General features: G+C 70.4%; 19 protein-coding genes and 1 pseudogene. 8 read left to right on the top strand and 12 right to left on the bottom strand.

Going from position 1 to position 19,142, the window contains the following annotated elements; genetic code table 11:
- Positions 1 to 36: 36 nt before the first annotated feature.
- From ACIBI5_RS43200 to ACIBI5_RS43180, 5 genes are all read left to right on the top strand, one after another.
- Positions 37 to 1,032, top strand: a complete 996-nt coding sequence (locus ACIBI5_RS43200; RefSeq protein ID WP_397255937.1) for a C39 family peptidase — start codon at positions 37 to 39, stop codon at positions 1,030 to 1,032.
- A gap of 4 nt (positions 1,033 to 1,036) precedes the next feature.
- Complete coding sequence (locus tag ACIBI5_RS43195) at positions 1,037 to 2,890, top strand: prolyl oligopeptidase family serine peptidase (protein ID WP_397255935.1); 1,854 nt, start codon at positions 1,037 to 1,039, stop codon at positions 2,888 to 2,890.
- Positions 2,887 to 4,155 carry a M20/M25/M40 family metallo-hydrolase gene (locus ACIBI5_RS43190; RefSeq protein WP_397255933.1) on the top strand — a complete coding sequence of 423 codons (1,269 nt, stop codon included), beginning with the start codon at positions 2,887 to 2,889 and terminating at the stop codon, positions 4,153 to 4,155. The genes ACIBI5_RS43195 and ACIBI5_RS43190 overlap by 4 nt, the downstream gene beginning before the upstream one ends.
- Before the next feature lie 90 nt (positions 4,156 to 4,245).
- A complete protein-coding gene (locus ACIBI5_RS43185) occupies positions 4,246 to 4,983 on the top strand; it encodes a lytic polysaccharide monooxygenase (protein ID WP_397255931.1) in 738 nt (245 codons plus the stop codon).
- A 128-nt stretch (positions 4,984 to 5,111) separates the two neighbouring features.
- Positions 5,112 to 5,330, top strand: coding sequence for a hypothetical protein (locus tag ACIBI5_RS43180; RefSeq protein ID WP_397255929.1), 219 nt, complete (start codon positions 5,112 to 5,114; stop codon positions 5,328 to 5,330).
- Between the two features lie 3 nt (positions 5,331 to 5,333).
- On the opposite strand, the gene ACIBI5_RS43175 is transcribed toward ACIBI5_RS43180, so the two are convergent.
- The gene (locus tag ACIBI5_RS43175) at positions 5,334 to 5,963 is read right to left on the bottom strand and encodes a TetR/AcrR family transcriptional regulator (protein ID WP_397255928.1); all 630 of its coding nucleotides are present in this window, start codon (positions 5,961 to 5,963) and stop codon (positions 5,334 to 5,336) included.
- A gap of 89 nt (positions 5,964 to 6,052) precedes the next feature.
- On the opposite strand from ACIBI5_RS43175, the gene ACIBI5_RS43170 reads away from it, so the two are divergent.
- From ACIBI5_RS43170 to ACIBI5_RS43160, 3 genes are all read left to right on the top strand, one after another.
- A complete protein-coding gene (locus ACIBI5_RS43170) occupies positions 6,053 to 7,303 on the top strand; it encodes an FAD-dependent oxidoreductase (protein ID WP_397255926.1) in 1,251 nt (416 codons plus the stop codon).
- Positions 7,296 to 7,655 carry a DUF4267 domain-containing protein gene (locus tag ACIBI5_RS43165; RefSeq protein ID WP_397255924.1) on the top strand — a complete coding sequence of 120 codons (360 nt, stop codon included), beginning with the start codon at positions 7,296 to 7,298 and terminating at the stop codon, positions 7,653 to 7,655. The genes ACIBI5_RS43170 and ACIBI5_RS43165 overlap by 8 nt, the downstream gene beginning before the upstream one ends.
- A gap of 143 nt (positions 7,656 to 7,798) precedes the next feature.
- Positions 7,799 to 9,013 carry an ammonium transporter gene (locus ACIBI5_RS43160; protein WP_397255922.1) on the top strand — a complete coding sequence of 405 codons (1,215 nt, stop codon included), beginning with the start codon at positions 7,799 to 7,801 and terminating at the stop codon, positions 9,011 to 9,013.
- A 4-nt stretch (positions 9,014 to 9,017) separates the two neighbouring features.
- On the opposite strand, the gene ACIBI5_RS43155 is transcribed toward ACIBI5_RS43160, so the two are convergent.
- The 11 genes and pseudogenes from ACIBI5_RS43155 to ACIBI5_RS43105 all read right to left on the bottom strand — a co-directional run bounded on the left by ACIBI5_RS43155 (position 9,018) and on the right by ACIBI5_RS43105 (position 19,108).
- The gene (locus tag ACIBI5_RS43155) at positions 9,018 to 9,971 is read right to left on the bottom strand and encodes an urease accessory protein UreD (protein WP_397255920.1); all 954 of its coding nucleotides are present in this window, start codon (positions 9,969 to 9,971) and stop codon (positions 9,018 to 9,020) included.
- The gene (gene ureG, locus ACIBI5_RS43150; protein WP_397255918.1) at positions 9,968 to 10,603 is read right to left on the bottom strand and encodes an urease accessory protein UreG; all 636 of its coding nucleotides are present in this window, start codon (positions 10,601 to 10,603) and stop codon (positions 9,968 to 9,970) included. Before ureG ends, ACIBI5_RS43155 begins: the two co-directional genes overlap by 4 nt.
- A gap of 25 nt (positions 10,604 to 10,628) precedes the next feature.
- The gene (locus ACIBI5_RS43145; RefSeq protein ID WP_397255916.1) at positions 10,629 to 11,324 is read right to left on the bottom strand and encodes an urease accessory protein UreF; all 696 of its coding nucleotides are present in this window, start codon (positions 11,322 to 11,324) and stop codon (positions 10,629 to 10,631) included.
- Positions 11,321 to 13,039 (bottom strand): urease subunit alpha, encoded by a 1,719-nt coding sequence (gene ureC, locus ACIBI5_RS43140; protein ID WP_397255914.1) that lies wholly within the window; start codon positions 13,037 to 13,039, stop codon positions 11,321 to 11,323. The genes ACIBI5_RS43145 and ureC overlap by 4 nt, the downstream gene beginning before the upstream one ends.
- A 134-nt stretch (positions 13,040 to 13,173) precedes the next feature.
- Positions 13,174 to 13,470: pseudogene (gene ureB / locus ACIBI5_RS43135) on the bottom strand (urease subunit beta); the annotation flags it as partial.
- Positions 13,460 to 14,179 (bottom strand): sirohydrochlorin chelatase, encoded by a 720-nt coding sequence (locus ACIBI5_RS43130; RefSeq protein WP_397255913.1) that lies wholly within the window; start codon positions 14,177 to 14,179, stop codon positions 13,460 to 13,462. The gene ACIBI5_RS43130 and the pseudogene ureB, both read right to left, overlap by 11 nt.
- Positions 14,176 to 14,484 (bottom strand): urease subunit gamma, encoded by a 309-nt coding sequence (locus ACIBI5_RS43125; RefSeq protein WP_379617326.1) that lies wholly within the window; start codon positions 14,482 to 14,484, stop codon positions 14,176 to 14,178. Before ACIBI5_RS43125 ends, ACIBI5_RS43130 begins: the two co-directional genes overlap by 4 nt.
- A 28-nt stretch (positions 14,485 to 14,512) precedes the next feature.
- Entirely contained in the window at positions 14,513 to 15,412 is a 900-nt protein-coding gene (locus ACIBI5_RS43120) for an urea transporter (RefSeq protein WP_397255911.1), read from the bottom strand.
- A 651-nt stretch (positions 15,413 to 16,063) separates the two neighbouring features.
- The gene (locus ACIBI5_RS43115) at positions 16,064 to 17,227 is read right to left on the bottom strand and encodes a DegT/DnrJ/EryC1/StrS family aminotransferase (RefSeq protein WP_397255909.1); all 1,164 of its coding nucleotides are present in this window, start codon (positions 17,225 to 17,227) and stop codon (positions 16,064 to 16,066) included.
- Positions 17,224 to 18,105, bottom strand: coding sequence for a phytanoyl-CoA dioxygenase family protein (locus tag ACIBI5_RS43110; RefSeq protein ID WP_397255907.1), 882 nt, complete (start codon positions 18,103 to 18,105; stop codon positions 17,224 to 17,226). Before ACIBI5_RS43110 ends, ACIBI5_RS43115 begins: the two co-directional genes overlap by 4 nt.
- 172 nt (positions 18,106 to 18,277) lie before the next feature.
- Positions 18,278 to 19,108 carry a sugar phosphate isomerase/epimerase family protein gene (locus tag ACIBI5_RS43105; RefSeq protein ID WP_397255905.1) on the bottom strand — a complete coding sequence of 277 codons (831 nt, stop codon included), beginning with the start codon at positions 19,106 to 19,108 and terminating at the stop codon, positions 18,278 to 18,280.
- Between the last annotated feature and the right edge of the window lie 34 nt (positions 19,109 to 19,142).

The raw sequence follows: 19,142 nt of genomic DNA, 5'->3' as shown, positions 1-19,142 counted from the left end.
ATGCGCTCCCCCCGGGCCGAAACCACAATGGTGCCGGTGCCCGTCTCCTACACCCGGCTCGCCCAAGGCCGCACCGCCTTCACCGAGCTGGGCTTCGCCGCGACCGAACTGGTGCCCTCGTGGACCGCGAGCGCCCCGGACGGCTCGTGGATCGAGGTCGCGCTGCAGGCCAGGCTGGTCTCCGGTGAGCCGACCAAGTGGTACGTGATGGGCCGATGGTCGGAGGAGCCCGGCCGTACGTCGGTGCCGGGCCAGGGCGACGAGCACGGCGACGTGGCCGTCGACACGTTCGTGGCGAAGGCGCCGGTGACCGCCTGCCGGGTGCGCGTGGAAACGCACGGCGCGGGCGCGCGGGTCAGGTCGCTCGGCGTGCTGGCCTCGGCGATCCCGCACCGCCCGAGCGTGGCGCCCACCCCTGCGGGTACGGCCGCCGCCGTGGAACTCGACGTCCCCCGCTACTCCCAGCGCGAGCACACCGGCCACTACCCCGAATGGGACGGCGGCGGCGCCAACTGGTGCAGCCCCGCCTCGGTCGCCATGGTGCTGGCCTACTGGGGCAGCGGCCCGGAACCCGCCGACCTGTCGTGGGTCACCCCCGGCGACCCCTGCCCCGCCGTCGACCACGCCGCCCGCGGCATGTACGACCAGAGCTACCAGGGCACCGGGAACTGGCCCTTCAGCGTCGCCTACGCCGGCCGCTACGGCCTGGACGGCTTCGTCACCAGGCTCCGCTCGGCCCTGGAACTGGAGACGCTCGTCAGGGCCGGCGTCCCGGTGATCACGTCACTGTCGTTCAAGGAGCACGAGCTGCCCGGCTCGGGCTACTCCACCGGCGGCCACATCCTGGTCGTCGCCGGGTTCACCGCCGCGGGCGACGTCGTCGTCAACGATCCCGCCGTGCCGGAGGTGCGCAGGATCTATCCGAGGGCGGCGTTCGAGAACGTCTGGCTCCGGAGCTCGGGCAGCGGCGGCATCGTCTACGTCCTGCACCCGCCCGGGCACGTGCTTCCCCCTTCCCACGGCAATTGGTGACCAGATGAGCATCAGCGCGATCGACGTGGCCAGAACCGACGGCGCCGCCCAGTGGGTGGAGGCCGTCCCGACGCCGGACGGCGTCGAGGTGTGGTGGGACGAGCCCCGCCCGCGGGAGGGCGGGCGCCGCTGCGTGGTGCGCCGCCTGCCGGACGGCTCGCGCCACGACGTCCTGCCGCGGGGGTGGAACGCCCGCAACCGGCTCATCGAGTACGGCGGGCGGTCCTGGCGCCCGCTGCCCGGCGGCGCCCTCGTCTTCACCCACTGGGCCGACCAGCGCCTGTACCTGCTCCATCCGGAGAAGGACCCGATCCCCCTGACGCCCGAGGGCCCCCACCACTACGGCGACCTCTACCTGCCGCCCGGCCGCGAGGAGGTCTGGGCGGTCAGGGAGACCAACGGCGCCGCCCGCGACCTGGTGGCGGTCCCGCTGGAGGGCGGCGAGCCGCGGGTGATCGTCAAAGCCCACCACTTCCTCATGAACGCCCGCCTGTCGCCGGACGGGCGGCACCTGTCCTGGATCGGCTGGGAACACCCCAGCATGCCCTGGGACGGCACCGAACTGTGCGTGGCCGAGCTCGACGGGGAGGGGGCGGCGGGGCCGTACCGGGTGGTCGCGGGCGGCGAGCGCGAATCGGTCGTGCAGGCCGAATGGCGCGACCCGGACACCCTCTACGCCGTCACCGACCCGACCGGCTGGTGGAACCTGCACGAGATCGCCCGCGACGGCTCCCGTTCGCGCAACCTGACGCCGGTGGAGCTGGAGTTCGGCAACGCGGTGTGGAAGCCGGGCGCCACGTGGTTCGCGGTGGCGGGGGAGGGACTGGTCGTCGTGTACGGCTCGCCCGACGATCGCCGGCTCGGGCTGCTCGACCCGGCCGGCGGCGCCATCCGCGACCTCGGCGGCGACGCCACCCACTGGGCCTCGACGGTGTCGGCGGCGGGCGGGATCGCGGCCGGGGTGGCGGCCTCGCCGTACACGCCGATGGAGGTGACGGCGGTCAGCCTCGCCGACGGCGCGCACACCGTCGTGTCGGCGCCCAAGCCGCTGCCTCCCCGCGAGCTGCTGCCCACGCCCGAGAGCGTCGTGATCGAGGGCGTGCGCGCCCACCTCTACCCGCCCGCGGCCGGCCCCGCCCCCTACGTCGTCTTCGTGCACGGCGGTCCGACCGGCATGCACCCGCTGATGCTCGACCTGGAGATCGCCTACTTCACCTCGCGCGGGCTGGGCGTGGCCGTGGTCAACTACGGGGGCTCGACCGGGTACGGCAGGGCCTACCGGGAGCGGCTGCGGCACCAGTGGGGCGTCGTGGACGTGCACGACTGCGCCAAGGTCGCGCGCGGCCTGGTCGAGCTGGGGCGCGCGGACGCGGCCAGGCTCGCCATCCGCGGCGGCAGCGCCGGCGGCTGGACCACCGTGGCCGCGCTGGTGCACAGCGACGTGTTCGCCGGCGGCGTGGCCCACTACGCGATCACCGACCCGGCGGCCTGGGCGGGCGAGACGCACGACTTCGAGTCGCGCTACCTGGACGGTCTCATCGGCCCGCTGCCCGAGACCGGGGAGCGCTACCGCGAGCGCTCGCCCCTGCTGCACGCCGGCCGCGCCTCGGGCCCGTGCCTGATGATGCACGGCCTGGAGGACAAGATCGTGGATGTGGGCCAGGCCGAGCGCTTCGTCGCCGAACTGGACAGGCACGGCAAAGAGTGGGCCTTGCTCACCTTCCCCGGCGAGCAGCACGGCTGGCGCCGGGAGGAGACTATCGTCGCGGCGCTCGAAGCCGAACTGGCCTTCTACGGCCGCATCTTCCACTTCGACACGCCGGAAGTGACCGCACTCGACCTTCGGGGGGCCAAGTGAAGAGCGTCGCCGAGATCTGCTCGGACCTGATCAGGTTCGACACCACCAACCCGGGCTCGGGCGAGCGCCCGGCCGCCGAGTACGTGGCCACGCTGCTGGAGGACGGCGGCATCGCCACGGAGGTGTTCGAGTCGGCGCCCAGGCGCACCACGGTCGTGGCGCGCATCGACGGGGACTCGCCCGACGCGCTGCTCATCCACGGCCATCTCGACGTCGTGCCCGCCGACCCCGCCGAATGGCGCATGCACCCCTTCTCCGGCGAGGTCACCGACGGCTGCGTCTACGGCCGCGGCGCCGTCGACATGAAGGGCTCCTGCTCGATGACGCTCGCCACCGTCCTCGGCATGGCCGCGCGCGGCGAGCGCCCCAGGCGCGACCTGGTCCTGGCCTTCCTCGCCGACGAGGAGGCCACCGGCGAGTACGGCTCGCGCCACGCCGTCACCGAGCACCGCGAGCTGTTCGACGGCGTCACCGAGGCGATCAGCGAGTCCGGCGGCTTCAGCGTCCCGGCCGGAGACGAGCGCGTCTACCCGGTCGCCGTGGGCGAGCGTGGCACCGCCTGGATGAAGCTCACCGCCCACGGAGTGGCCGGCCACGGCTCCCGCCCCGCGATCGACAACCCGGTCGCCACCCTCGTCCACGCCCTGTCGCGCGTGGCCGCCCACGAGTGGCCGGTACGCCTGACGCCGGCCGTGAAGGCCCTCATCCAGTCGTTGTCCGAGATCACCGGCGGCCCCGTCGACCTCGGCCGCCTGGACGAGGAGGCCGAGCGCCTGGGCGTGCTGGGCACCCTTTTCGAAGGCCAGATCCGCAACTCCGCGAACCCGACCATGCTGGACGCCGGCTGCAAGGTCAACGTCGTCCCCTCCACCGCCTCCGCCCACGTGGACGGCCGCTACCTGCCCGGCCTGCAGGAGGAGTTCCTGGCCACCATCGACGACCTGCTCGGCCCCAAGATCACCCGGGAGTTCGTCAACCTGGAGGACGCTCCCGCCGCCCCCTACCCCTCGCCCTTCTTCGACGAGATGGCCGCCGCGCTCCTCGCCGAGGATCCGAAGGCCAGGCCCGTCCCGTACCTGATGAGCGGCGGCACCGACGCCAAGTCGTTCGCCAGGATCGGCATCGAGGGCTACGGGTTCGCGCCGCTGATGCTCCGTCCGGACCTGGACTACTTCGGCATGTTCCACGGTAAGGACGAGCGGGTGCCGGTGGAGGGCCTGGAGTTCGGCACCCGGGTGCTCACCCGGCTCCTGCGGGGAAACTGACCTTTCCCGACCAGAGACTTCACTAATAGGAAACTTTCCTTTTTTATGAAGGAGGAAGCATCCCCCTAGCCACCGTAGAGGAAGCATGACATGCGAAGGTTGATCACCTTCATTGCCATGGCGGTCGTCGCCACAACCACCGTTGTGTACAACGCCTCGCCCGCCTCCGCGCACGGCTTCATCACCAACCCGCCCAGCCGCCAGGCCAACTGCCACGCGGGCAAGGTCCCCAACTGCGGGCAGATCGTCTGGGAGCCGCAGAGCGTCGAAGGGCCCAAGGGCCAGCGCAACTGCCACGCCGGCGACGCCCGCTGGGCCCCGCTCAGCGACGACTCCAAGCCGTGGCCGGTCACGACCGTCACCAGCACGGTGAACTTCACGTGGTACATCCCGGTCCCGCACTCCACCAGCACCTGGGAGTACTACGTCGGCACCGAGCGGGTCGCGGTGTTCAACGACCGGGGCAGGCAGCCGCCGTCCACGCTCACCCACACCGTCGACCTCGGCAACCGGACCGGCCGCATCAAGCTGCTGGCCATCTGGAACATCGCCGACACCCAGATGGCCTTCTACAACTGCGTCGACCTCCAGATCGGCAGCGGCCCCGGCGAGCCCACCCCCACCCCGACTCCCACCGTGACCCCGACGGCCACCCCCACTCCGACGCCCACGGCCACCGGTCCCGCCGGGAGCTGGGCGGCGGGCACCTCCTACACCCCCGGCACGCGGGTGACCTACAACGGCGCCACCTACCAGTGCCTGCAGGCGCACACGGCGATTCCCGGCTGGGAGCCGCCGAACGTCCCCGCCCTCTGGCGCCGGACCTGACCTGACACCCGCCGGTGCCCGGTGAACCCGGGCACCGGCGGATGCCAGGGCACAGCGCTGGATCATGCAGCGGCTGCCAGGAAAGAGGGGGCTTCGGGGTGGAGAATGCGGAATGTAAACTGGTGGTCGTGACGCTGTCCGGCTGCAACGCCATCTGTCTCGGCGGGCCGTGCCATGGCGTGCTCGCCCACGTCGACCAGGACATCGGCGTCCTGGACATCCCCGTCCCGCCCGGCCGGCCGGGCGAGCCCGAGCGGCGTGCCGGGTACCGGATCACCCGCGAACGGGTGCGCTACTGGGGTCAGGCCGAGCCGTTCATCGCCCTGCACTGGGCGGGGCCGCCCTGATCTCTAGCCCCTGCCCGTGGCCAGGTCGGCCGTGATCCGGTCGGCGCTGATCGGCTCTCCGGGCAGCGGGGTCGCCTCCTGCGGGCGCAGGCCGTCCAGGAGCGTGGTCAGCATGCGTGCGCGTACCGCGTCGTTGAGCTGCCCGGAGATCGTCGGCAGCGGCCGGGTCAGGACGGCGAGGAACATCACCAGATCGGCCGCTCCCACGTCGTCGCGCAGCGCCCTTTCCGCGCGGGCCGCGGCGACCAGCGCCTCCAGCGCGTCCAGGAGTTCGGCGCGGGCCGTCTGGAACTGCGGGTCGGTCTCGACGTGGCCGCCGAGGATGGGCAGCATCGCCACGTCGCCCCGCTCGACCACCCGCGTGGCGAAGACCGTGAGCGCCCGCCGGGCGGTGGGCGCGGCGGCCAGGGTGCCGGCCGCCAGCGCGGCCATCTGGCCCATGTGGTCGAAGGCCACGCACCTGATCAGCTCCAGGCGGGTGGGGAAGTGCCGGTAGAGCGTGGCGTTGCCCACGCCGGCCCGTTCGGCGATCTGGTCGAGCGGAGCCTCCGGCCCCTGCTCCAGGAAGGCCAGGTGCGCGGCGCGCAGGATCTGCTCCCTGTTGCGCCTGGCGTCGGCGCGTAGCTCTTTCACGGACCGCTCCCTAACCGTGGACACTCTCCCCGGTTATGTTACAGTCCGAGCTAACCGGGGAATTTATCCCCATTTAGTGAAGGAGTGAGATGGGATCCATCGCGAGAACCTCGCTCTCCTGCGTCGTGGCCGGCGGCGGCCCCGCGGGCATGGTGCTCGGCCTGCTGCTGGCACGGTCGGGCGTGGAGGTGGCGGTGCTGGAGAAGTACCCCGACTTCCTGCGCGACTTCCGCGGCGACACGGTGCACGCCTCCACGCTCGGCCTGCTGGATCAGCTCGGCCTGGGCGAGCGCTTCGCCCGGCTGCCGCAGCAACGCGAACGCCGGCTGCGCATGCGCTTCGACGACGGCGCCGTCACCGAGGACTTCACCCGCCTGCCCGGCCGCCACCAGCACATCGCGCTGGTGCCCCAGTGGGACTTCCTCAACCTGCTCGCCGAAGCCGCCAGCGCCGCACCCGCCTTCCACCTCGCACAGAACGCCGAGGTGACCGACCTGATCACGACGGAGGGCCGGGTCGGCGGCGTGCGCTACCTGGACAAGGACACCGGCCTGACCCACCGCCTCGACGCGCCCCTGGTCGTGGCGGCCGACGGACGCCACTCCACCGTGCGCCGCCTGCTCGGGCTGCGTCCGCGCGCCGCCACCGCCCCGCACGACTGCCTGTACGTACGCGTCCCGCGCGCCGCCGGCGACCCGGACGGCACGATGCTGCGCTTCTCCTCCTCCGGCGGCCTCATCATGATCAACCGCGGTGACTACTGGCAGGTCGCGCTGCTGATCGGCAAGGGCACGGCCGACGCCGCACGGGCCGACGACGCCGCCTGGGTGCGCCGGACCATCGCGCGGCTGGCGCCGTACACGCAGGACCGGATGGCCGCGCTCGACCCGCACGACATCGCGGCCCTGCAGATCCGCATCGACCGGCTGGACCGCTGGTGGGCGCCCGGCGCGCTGCTGATCGGCGACGCCGCGCACGCCATGTCCCCGATCGCCGGCGTCGGCATCAACCTGGCCATCCAGGACGCGGTCGCGACCGCCCGCATCCTGCTGCCCGCCCTGCGCCGCGGCCACGTCACCGACCGGGACCTGGCCCGTGTGCAACGGCGCCGCCAATGGCCGACCGTGCTCACCCAGCTCGCCCAGCGGCGGGCGCAGGAGAGCTTCGTGGCCGCCCGCATCGACGCCGCCGGCACCGGCGGGCCTCCGCTGCGCATCCCGCAACCCCTGCGCACGCTGCGGCACTGGCGCGGCTTCCCGCACCTGTTCGGGCGGATCGTCGCGTTCGGCCTGCGCCCCGAGCGGCTGACCGGGCCGCTGGAGCCGCTGAGCCATGCGTAGCCGGGTGTTCGTCACGCTCAACGCGCTCGCGACGCTGGTGACCCTCGCGGTCTCGGTCCTCGTGATCGCCGAACCCGGCCTCGCGCTGCCCGCGGGGACCGAGATCACGCCGGGGGTGGACACGTTCGCGCGGGCCTGCGCGGTCCGGTCGCTGGCGGTGGGCGGCGCGCTGCTGGTGTCACTGGCCCGTGGCGCGCGCGGTGCACTGACCGCGCTGCTGTGGGCGAGCGGGCTGACCCAGCTGGGCGACGCCGCGATCCACGCGCTGAACGGCAGCCCGGCCGTCGTGTCCGCCGGGGTGCTGGCGGCGGTGGCGTTCGGGTCGCTGTGGTGGCTGCACCGCGACTCGTAGGCCGAGCCGCCTTTTGCCTGCCATTCGGTAAAAGAATTGTCGCGATAATCAAGCCGTCCGCAGAAACAGTTCAGTGCGCGTTTTCGGTCGCCGGGCGGGGGTCATATTCCCTGGGCGGCCCGCGATTGAGAAGGAGCTCTCACATGGCGGATGGGTTGAATACCGGGGACTCCGCGTGGGTGCTGGTGAGTTTCGCGATGGTGCTGCTCATGACGCCTGGCCTCGCGCTCTTCTACGGGGGCATGGTCCGCGCGAAGAACGTCATCAGCGTGCTGTACATGAGCTTCGTCTCCATCGCCGTGGTGACGGTGATCTGGTTCCTGTACGGCTACGGCCTGGCGTTCGGCAGGGACCTGGGCGGGGCCGGGCTGATCGGCTGGGGCGACTGGGAGTTCTTCCAGATCAGCCCGTCCGTCCCCTACGGCAGAATCCCGCTCTACGTCTTCTCCCTCTTCCAGCTCGTCTTCGCGATCATCACACTCGCGCTGATCAGCGGCGCGGTGGCCAACCGGGTGCGGCTCGGACCGTGGATGGTCTTCGGCGTCGTCTGGATGACGCTGGTCTACGTGCCGATCGCGCATTGGGTCTTCTCCAAGGGCGGCTGGATCAACCGCTGGGGAGTGCTCGACTTCGCGGGCGGCCTGCTCGTCGAGCTGAATTCGGGGGTGGCGGGGCTGGCATTGGCATTGGTGCTCGGCCCGTCGCTGCGCTTTCGCCGGGAAGGGCCGCCGCAGCCGGAGAACATCCCGATGGTGATGACCGGCATGGGCCTGTTGTGGTTCGGCTGGTTCGGGTTCAACGGCGGGTCGGCGCTGACGGACGGCGCCCTGGCGGCCAACGCGGTGACGAACACGATGATGTGCGCCTGCGTGGCGATGATCGTCTGGATGCTCCTCGAACGCCGGCGTTTCGGCCGGTTCTCCCGGCTGGGCGGCACCACCGGCGCGCTCGCCGGCCTGGTCGCGATCACGCCGGCCTGCGGGTACGTCAACCTCTTCGGCGCGACGGTCATCGGGATCGTGGCCGCGGTGGTCTGCGCGTACGCCGTGGAGATCAAGACCACGGTCGGCTACGACGACACCCTGGACGTCGTGGGCATTCACGGAGCGGGCGGCATCGTCGGCCTCGTGCTGCTCGGTTTCTTCGCCACCGGCCAGTACGGGAGCCCGATCGCCGGATTGTTCTTCGGTGGTTCGATCGCCTTGCTCGGCAAGCAGATCGTCGCCATTCTCGCCGTCGGCGCCTATTCCTTCGTGCTGACGTTTCTCATCGGCAAGGCCGTGGACCGCCTTTTCCGCCTCCGCGCCAGCGCGAGCGAGCAGGCCGAGGGCCTCGACAGCGAACTCCGCATGGGCTGAACGGTCACTGTTTGCGGGCCATGGGCGCCGGCACGCCCAGCAGCAGGCGGCGCACGGCGTCCCAGACCTCGTGGAAGGCGGACAGGACCTCGGGGGAGCGGTCGCCGAGGAGACGAGCCCAGGCTCCCCGGTCCCCGGGCAGCACGCCCGTCCCGGCGCGCAGGCCGGAGCCGGCCAGCGCCTCGTGCATCGTGTCGGCGACCTCCTGCGCCGGACGAGCGGTCGTGACGACGTACAGGGTGGACATGACGCCGAAACCCGCCATGACCGCCGGGCCGTCCACCGGGCCGTCCCCGGGGACCAGGCGCATCGGGTCGGCGAACAGGAGCCCGCCGCCGGGCTCGCACACCTCCACGTCGGTGCAGTACGCGGTGTACGCGTGCCGTTCGCCCCTGGCGAGCCTGCCCGCCAGCATCGTCTCGCCCAGCACCACGGTCGCGTCGGCCGCCGCGGTGACCGCGGTCCGCTGGTAGTAGCGGCTGCCGGCGAAGGCGATGGCGGGATCGGGCAGGTACTCGAGGTAGCCGCCGGGACCGGCGTTCAGCTCGACCAGTTGCGTGGCGTAGTCGTGCTCCATCCGGTACAGCCGGGTGGCGCCCTGCGTGGTGAGATGCACCGACGCCCCGGCCTCACAGGAGACGTCCACGCGGTAGCGGTCCCCCTGAAGCACGCCGCCGCCCGACATCATGAGCATCACGTACGGCATGCCCGGCACCGCCGGATCGTAGTAGTGCGGCCGGGTGATGTGCAGCGGAGCCTTCTGGAAATGCCCGGTCAGCTCGGTCCGCTCACCCACGCGCCGGAACGCCAGATCCAGCACGCCGACCTTGCCGGGACTGCCGACGGGCAGGGTGTCGAGCGCCCCGGAGTGGCGCCGCACCGGCCGGGGGATCCAGTCCGGCTGGTAGCGCTCGGGGGCCAGCCGATCGGGTACGGCCCCGCCGCCGAGCGTCGTCACGCCGGAGCGGTACACGCGGCCCCCGCCCTGCTCTGGATGAGGTCGGCGACCTCACCGACCCCCGTGCCGGTCAGGCAGTCGGTCAGCGTGACCGGGCCGTCGCCGCGCACCATCCTGGCGTCCCGCTCCATGATCCCCAGGTCGGTGCGCACATACTGCGCGATGTCGATCTTGTTGATGACCAGGAGGTCGGAGGTCGTCGTGCCGGGACCGCGTTTGCGCGGCATCTTCTCGCCCTCGGCCGTGTCCAGCACGAAGATGAACATGTCGGCGAGCACCGGGCTGAAAGTGAGGGTCAGGTTGTCGCCGCCGCTTTCGAAGAACAGCAGATCGATGTCGGGAAACCGGTCCAGCAGGTCGGCGCCCGCCGCCAGGTTCATCGTCGGGTCGTCGCGGACCGCCGTGTGCGGGCAGGCGCCCGTCTCCACACCCACGATCCGCCCGGGATCGAGGATCCCCGCCAGCGTGCGCCGTACGTGCTCGGCGTCCTCCTGGGTGTAGATGTCGTTGGTGATCACCCCGACGCTGTGCCCCCTGTCCCGCAGCATCGGGACGAGGGCCTCGATCAGCGCGGTCTTCCCCGAACCGACCGGGCCGCCGATCCCCACCTTGAAGACCTTCTCCAGTTCCATGCTCTCCGCCTTCTCTCGTGGTCGGTCAGGTGATGAACAGCCGGGCCGGCGCCCGCTGGTGCCCCGCCGCGACGGTGTCGGCGAGCGGAACCGAGCTGTGCAGGTCCCGCGGGTCCTCGACGCCGAGCGCCGCCCGCGCGACAAGCTCCAGATCCGGCCGTACGGCACGCAGCAACGCCTGCGCACGGCGGAAGTCGGTGCATCCCAGGCGGACCGCCGCCGTCACGTAGCTCGCGGCGAACGCGTACAGGTCGGCGGCCACGGCCCGCGCCTCGCCGACACCGAGACCCGCGTACAGGGCGCCCACGACCACGGCGTGGTTGCCCGGCGTGGCCCTGCCGGTCACCAGCTCCGCCAGGCGCGCGGCCTCGGGGATCGGGAAGGCGAACGCGGCCGTGTCCAGAACCTGGCGTCCGGTGCGCACCGACGCCGTGCGCTGCTCCTGGACGAGCTTGGTCGCGTGCAGCCTGCGGTCGACCTCGGCCACCCGTTCCCAGTCGCCGGCCAGGACCGCGCGGTGGGCCAGGACGAGCGCGGCGGCGTCCCCCGGTCCCACCATGTTGTGGAGCAGGTCGGCCAGCAGCTCCCGCAGGCCGTCCGGGCCCACCGGCCCGAGCTGGGTGTAGCCCTCAAGCCCGTGCGACAGCGTGTACATCCCGCTCGGGAAGCCGGAGTCGGACAGCTGGAGCTGGGCCAGCAGCGCGCCGAGGTCCTCGCTCACAGGAAGAACAGCCGGTTCAGCGGCAGCTTCTTGGCCGGTTCGATGTGCACGGGCTCGCCGTTGAAGGTCACCTTGTAGGTCTCCGGGTCGACGCGAATGTCGCCCAGCGTCGCATTGCGCACCATGTGCCGCTTGTCGACGGTCCGGCACTGCCGTACCGGACGGACCATGCGGCGCAGGCCGAGACGGTCGGGCACGCCGTCGTCGATGGCCGCGCCCGACATGAAGGTGACGCACGTCGCCGCCAGCGCGCTGCCGTACGCGGCGTACATCGGCCGGTAGTAGATGGGCTGCGGCGTCGGCAGCGAGGCGTTGGCGTCGCCCATCTGGGCCCAGCTGATCAGGCCGCCCTTGATGACCATCGTGGGCTTGGCCGCGAACGTGGACACCGGCCACAGGACGATGTCGGCGAGCTTGCCGTCCTCCAGCGAGCCGATGGTGTCGGCCATGCCCGAGACGCGCGCCGGGTTGATCGTGAGCTTGGCGACGTAGCGCAGGACCCGGAAGTTGTCGTTGCGCGCGGAATCCTCGGGCAGCGGGCCGCGCTTGTCCTTGCAGTGGTGGGCGACCTGGAAGGCGCGGGTGAACGACTCCCCGATGCGGCCCATGGCCTGGGAGTCGGAGCCGATGATGCTGATGATGCCCAGGTCGTGCAGGACGGTTTCGGCGGAGATGGTCTCGGCGCGCACGCGGCTCTCGGCGAACGCCACGTCCTCCGGAACGTCGTAGCTGAGGTGGTGGCAGACCATCGTCATGTCGAGCAGCTCGTCGATCGAGTTGACCGTGTACGGCAGCGTCGGGTTGGTCGAGGCCGGGCAGACGTTCGGCTCCCCGGTCACCCGGAGGATGTCGGGGGCGTGGCCGCCGCCCGCGCCCTCGGAGTGGTAGGTGTGGATCGCGCGCCCGTTGATGGCGCTGATCGTGTCCTCGACGAACCCGGCCTCGTTGAGCGTGTCGGTGTGCACGGTGATCTGGATGTCGAGGTGATCGGCGACCGAGAGCGCGCAGTCGATCACCGCGGGCGTGGCTCCCCAGTCCTCGTGGACCTTCAGCCCGCAGGCCCCCGCCCGGATCTGCTCCTCCAGCACGCCGGGCAGGCTGCTGTTGCCCTTGCCGAGCACGCCGATGTTGATCGGGATGTTCTCGAAGGCCTGCAGCATGCGGCCGATGTTCCAGCCGCCGGGGGTGGTGGTGCAGCCGCGGCTGCCGTCCGCCGGGCCCGTGCCGCCGGCGACCAGGGTGGTGACTCCGTTGCTGAGCGCGTTCTCGACCTGCTGGGGTGCGATGAGGTGTACGTGGGTGTCGATCCCGCCCGCGGTGGCGATGAGGTTCTCGCCGGAGATCACCTCGGTGTTGGCGCTGATGACCAGGCGCCGGTCGACGCCGTTCTGGGTGTGCGGGTTGCCGGACTTGCCCACCCCGACGATCTTCCCGTCCTTGACGCCGATGTCGCCCTTGACGACCCCCAGGACGGGGTCGATGATCACCGCGTTGGTGATCACCAGGTCGAGGGCGACGGCTCCGCCGGTGGCCGGATCGGCGGCCATGCCGTCCCTGGCGGTCTTGCCCCCGCCGTACTGGGACTCATCGCCGTAATGGCCCTCGGTGTAGTCCTTCTCCACCTCGACGACGAGATTGGTGTCGCCGAGCCGGATCCGGTCGCCCACGGTCGGGCCGTACATGGACGCGTACTGCCGGCGGCTCATGCTGGTCATGCGGCTCAGCCCTTCTTCCTGGTCCTGGCGGGCTTCTTGCCGGTCTTGGCCGGCGCCGGTTCCGGCTCTTCGAGGTAGCCGCGCTCGCGCATGCGCCTGAGCGCCTCCTGGTGCGCGTCGCGGCTGCGGACGCCGCCGTTGAGCAGTCCGCCGAATCCGACGATGCGCCGGCCGCCGCCGTACTCGACGAGGGTGACGCGTTTGGTGTCGCCCGCCTCGAAGCGGACCGCCGTCCCCGCCGGGATGTCCAGGCGGGTGCCGAACGCCTGCTCGCGATCGAAGCTCAGGGCCCGGTTCACCTCGAAGAAGTGGAAGTGCGAGCCGATCTGGACGGCGCGGTCTCCGGTGTTGCGCACGGTGAGCGTCACCCGGGCCTGGCCGGCGTTCAGCTCGATGTCGCCCTTGCCGTAGATGTATGGGTCATCCGACATGCGTGTGTGTCTCCTCGTGAATGTGGGTGTGCGGCATCGGTTCGGCCAGGCCGTCGTCGCGATGCCCGCTCCAGCGATGCCCGGCCTCCGCGGCGCGCCGGTGGATGAGCGTCAGGAGGGAGGCGCGCCCGAGCAGGGGCCCGGCCGTCCGCGTCCCGGGCCGGGCAGGCGCCGGGACGAACGAGGCGGGCACCAGGACGACCTCCTCCGCGCCCAGCAGCCGGCAGCGCTCCACGCCCTCGTCCACGTCGGGATCGCCGCCGCTCAGCGCCACCTCGACCCAGCGGACCGGGGTGAACTGCCGGACGAGCCGGGCGATCTTGAACAGCTCGGCGTCGGGCTCGGGCCCGATCGCGGGCGCCACCAGCAGGACGGCGGACGCGGCCGTGAGCTTGGCGTGGACGAGCGCGGCTCGCAGCCAGCCGACCAGGTGACCGGTGCCGGCCAGCGGCCGGGCCAGGAGCAGTTCCCCGTCCGCCCGCCCGCGCGCCGCCCAGCGCAACGCCTGAGCCGCCACGGCGGAAAGGTCCGGATCGCGGCCCAGCGTCATCGGCACGACCACGGCCGGGCGCCGGGAGATCGCGGAGCGCAGCTCGCGATCCACGGCGCAGACCCGCGGCCCGTCCGGGCCGAGCAGCGGTGGCAGGCAGAGACCGCCCCGGCTCTCGGCCCCCACCGCCAGCAGGATCTCGTAGCCCGGCACCGTCATTGCGCGCCGACCGGATCGTGACAGGACACCAGCTTCGTGCCGTCGTCGAAAACCGCCTCCACCTGCAGGAGCGAGAGCATCCCTCGCACCCCCGGCAGCACGTCGTCCGGGCCGATGACCTTCTTGCCGAGCTCCATGCACTCGGCGACCGACCTGCCGTCCCGCGCCGCCTCGACGACCGCGCAGCTGATCAGCGCGACCGTCTCCGGATAGTTGAGCTTCAGCCCGCGATCCTTGCGCTGCCGCGCCAGCTGCGCCGCGGTGAAGAGCAGCAGCTTCTCCATTTCCCTGGGGGTGAGATTCATGAGAGTTCCTTTCTGAACGGGTCACGCGTCACGTGCGCGCGATCCTGGAGAACATCGGCACAGCCGCCAGGAACGTCCACGTCACCAGCACGAACGGCCACGTCAGGGTGTGGCCTCCAGCCACCGCGAACAGGTTGCCGACCCCGGCCGTGAGCCCGGCCGCGCCCACCACGCCGATCAGGGCGTAACCGGCGCTCACGGGCGTGGCCACGACGAACGTGCCGAACAGCGCGACCCCCGTCAGCACGGAGTTGTAGCCGTAGAGCCCGGCCCCCAGATCGGCCGCCTGAGCACCCAGCGCCCACCCCGTGAGCAGCCCGACGGCACTGGACACCAGCGCCACCAGCCCCACCCGCCACCCGGCGACCACCAGCCCGGCCAGGAAGATGAGGCCCACGTACCACTGGCCCTGAAGGAAGACCTGGCCGATCCCGCTGAACGTGCCCCGCCACAGGTGATCCCAGCTCATGCCGGTGCCCGGAGCGGCCGCCGACGGCGCCGCCGTACTGACCTGCCGGGCCCAGACCCTGCTGAACGAGGCCCCTCCGACCACCATCACCGTCGTGACCACACAGAAGGGCGCGGTCAAGCCAGACAGCCTGTACGGCTTCAGCAGCACGTCGAGCGCCGAGGTGAGAACGCTGCCCGCGGCCGCACCGAAGATCACGAGCAGGACGGTCATCCAGCTCACGTCGAAGTAGAGGGCCAGCCCCACCCCGATCAGCGTCCCGCTGAACCCCTCCAGGCCGGGCGCCACCCGTTCATCCCACGAGGCTCCCAGCAGATGGGCGGTGAGCGTGGCGGTCACCGCGCCCAGCAGCCCGAACACCCCGAACCGCCAGCCGCCCGCGAACAACGCGACCAGGAACACCAGCCCCACCCAGGGATTCGGCTGGAAGACGACCTGGGCGACACCTTTGAGGATCACCCGCGGCAGGTCGTTGCGCGGTACCCGAGATGTCCCCGATGACATGAACCCAGCCGTTCCCGCCGCTACCGGATGATGACGCCGGGCCCCTCACCTGCAAGGGGCGCGACATCTTGGCATCTATCCCTGACCGAAAGGGGAAAAGACCAAGGACGGCCATCGAGTGGACAAATTCCTCCTGGTGGCGGCCATCGCCGTCGGCTTGCCGGGCGGGCGGGACGGTGCTCGGCCTGATGCCCGGCGTCGTGCTGGAGGGCGATCAACGCCCGCTACCGGCCTCTGTTCGACCACAGTGTTCATCCGTCCGCGCCGGGCTACGAGGTCATGTGCCCAGAGAGCCAGGTTCATGGGATCGCACGAGCCCGACAGCCATGAGCGCCGTTGTGGCCCGGGCTCGATGACACCTCGGCCGATCTCGCCGTTGCTATGGCGTCCACCTGTCACGCACGGTGCCGAGAGAATTACCGGCTCGCAGTACTGGTGTCAATCGCGCATGCGAAAGACTTCACGCAAGGCTCTCTCGGAACACCTGACACGATGACCCGTCGGCCACACCTCTGACGGCCCCCTCGTGGATGTGAGGGAGGTCTTCCGCAGGATGATTCCTAGTTGACGAGATCGATCCACGTTCGGGTGAATGGCGGTCTTCGACTACGGACAAGCAACGCGTAACGTCTCCACCAGACCGTTCACGTGGACGTCGACGTCCGACAGGGGGTCCGGGAGGGCGAGCGCGACGGCCCCGGCGTTGTGCTGTTCCGCGCCGTCGAACGGGCCTGCGAGGCGTGGAGACCACGTTTCCCGGGTGGTGGCGAGGGGCGGAATGGCGGCGAAAGTCGGCAACTGGTCAAGACGACCGCAGGTGTGCCGCCAAATCCGGTCGTCTCCGGCGACCTGTTCGAGGAGCCGGGTGCGCCGACTCTCGTCGCCCAGATGGACGACGACTCTGGACGCACCACCGATCGTGGCGTCAGAGGCGAGGCCGAACGTCACGCCAGGCACGGCGTCCAGGGCTGTCGCCAGCAGACGGCCGGTCCGCGCGTCCCGGATCAACCGGTCATCGAGCGTCTCCAGGTCGTGCAGTGCGAGGACCGCAGCCAGAGGGTGCATACGGTGCTTGAGACCGAATCCAGTGGAGGCGAACTGCCGCAATGACTCCTCGGTCACTTCGGTCGTGGGTCGGTGACGCGAGTTCCCCAACAGCAATGCACGTTCGTACACGCTTCGCGAGTTGGTGACAAGGCAGCCTCCCTCGCCCGCGCTGACCACCTTCTCAGACTGCATGCTGAACGCGGCCACACTGCCGATCGCCCCCACGACCCGCTCGCCGATCCGTGCTCCGTAGGCCAGTGAGCAGTCCTCGACGACATGCACGCCAGCCTCGCGGGCGATCGCGCAGATGGCAGTCATGTCTGCGGGGATGCCGTGCATGTGGGTGACCACGATGCACGATGTGCGGTCGGTAAGGGCCCGCGCGACCGCCTGAGGGCAGATGTTTCCAGTGACAGGATCGACATCGACGAGCACAGGACTGAGCCGGCACTGCATGATCGGTGAGATCGAGGCATGGAAGGTAAGCACCGGTGCGATCACCTCTGAGCCGGGGGGCAGGTCCAGCCCCACGTAGGCCGCGTGCAAAGCCGAGGTTCCATTGACCGTGGTGAGCGCGTAGCCGCAGCCGGTCAGCGCCTCCATCCGCCGTTCGACTTCGCCCAGGACGCCACCGCCGTCATGGATGGACAGCGGCAGATCGCGCCGAACGTAGTCGGCGACTCTGCGGGCCAGCGCCTCAGTGATGTCTGGACGGTTGCTCACGGGGTGGCCTTGAGGCAGCGGCGTTCCATGCTCTCCCGATAGGGCCGCATGTCCAGGTCCGGATACCGTCTTGCGACGGCTGCGATGGTGCCTGCCGTCCAATAGGGGTCCTCCGGCGCCGGAAATCCGAGGGCGCTACGTGCTGTCAGGGACAAGGCCGGGATGAGCTCCGACTTCTGCCGCCGATGCAGCTCGCGCGCCCATGGGGTGCTACCGATCCACGGCCAGGAACTCGCCGCGTACGTGAAGGACACTGTCACCCGCACCGCGCCTGCGACGGTGATGTTCGCGCCACGGTGCACGACGTCGGGCGTCATGAAAAGTACCGAGCCCGCGCTCCCTGCCGCTGGGACCTCTTGCTCGCTCAACGCCGCGAACTCAGGACTGTCGAACCATTGGCGTTCACGCGATAGCGCTTCCGTCTTGGTGAGGCTTATCAGCCGGGTAGCTCCGGTGTCGGCGCGCACGTCGGTCAGATAGAGGTAGCCCTTTACTTCGCGGTAGGCGCCATTCTGCCGCGGGACCACCAGGGTGTGCTCCGGGTAGTCGGCGTGCAGTGGCTGGTCGTAGTCGGCATGCCCGCCAACCTTGACCCAGAGGCTTGATCGGGTCAGGCGCGGCGTATCGCTGCCGAGCAGGGCGCGAACGCAGCGCAGGATACGTGCATCGAGTACCAGGCGCGTGAGCTCGTCGTCGTCAAAAGGGAATGAGGCGAACCCATCCCATTGGCTGCCATTCTTTGTGGTGCTGGGCCGGTGTTTCATGGCTGCGCGACATGTAGTCGCGACCGTGTCGGAATCGACGACACCAGGTATGACCGTCCAGCCGTGCTCATCCAGCTCGGCGCGGTAGATGGCGCTATCAGTCATCGCGCGCATAGCCTTCCCGAAGAAGTCATAGTCAAGCGGGCGCAGATATGAGGGCGGTTGCCGAATGTATTTCTTACTGAGTGGAATTTTCGATTGGTTTGTGACCGTACTGTGAGATTTTGGGTCCGTCAAGAGAGCCAGTTGAGCTGTCTCGCCGGCGAGACAGAATATGAGCGGCCCGTCATCGGAGATGACGGTTCATAAGGGGCACATACGCCTGGGCGTAGGCGGCCATGGTGGGCAGCGCGCTGTCCGGCACCGGGGTGAAAGGCGCCAGCCCGGGTGGGAACGCCTCCAACGCCAATGGGCCGTCGTAGCCGATTTCCCGCAGGGTGCCGATGAGCGCGGGCAGGTTCAGGGAGCCGCTGCCGGGAGCCTGCCGGTTGCTGTCCGCGACTTGCACATTGACCACGTGAACGCCGCCGGACCGTACCGCCATCGCGACGTCAGACTCCTCCATCATGGCGTGGAAGGTGTCCACCACGAGCCCGGCCGCCGACGAATCCACGTCGCTGAGAAGCCGAAGACCGTCATCGACGGTGCGCACCAGCGCGCAGGTGTAGCGATTCAGGAGCTCGATGCCCAGCTTCGTGCCCGCCGACTTCGCATGTTCGGCCACCGCTTTGATCTCCTCCACGGCATGACCCCATTCTGCCGCGGGCGACTCCTCGTGCCAGTGACGTCCGACCGCGGTGACGGCCACCCCCACCACCCCACAGCCGAGATCCGCCGCGAAATCGACGCAACGCAGCAGGTGGTCCCGTGTCGCCCGGCGGACCTTGGGATCGGCAGCGCTGAGGTCCCTGCCCGTCCTTAGCCGGGCGGCCGCGCTGAGCGCGGTCACGGTCAGTCCGCGATCGGTGATCATCGAACGCAGGGTGTGCCGTGCCGGGTAGCTCCCGGGATCTCCCAGGAGTTCCACTCCGGTGAAGCCGGACCGGGCGAGCAGGTCAAGCAAACTGTTCAGGCCGAGAGCCTGGGGAAAAATGCTGTCGCAGACGCTCAGTTGCATGTGCCGGCCCTTTTCTGGCGAGGGAATGGACGCG

This window comes from Nonomuraea sp. NPDC050540 (assembly GCF_044457485.1).
Lineage (GTDB): Bacteria > Actinomycetota > Actinomycetes > Streptosporangiales > Streptosporangiaceae > Nonomuraea.
Note: the sequence above shows the minus strand (reverse complement) of the source record. Positions and strands in the feature narration are given on the sequence as shown.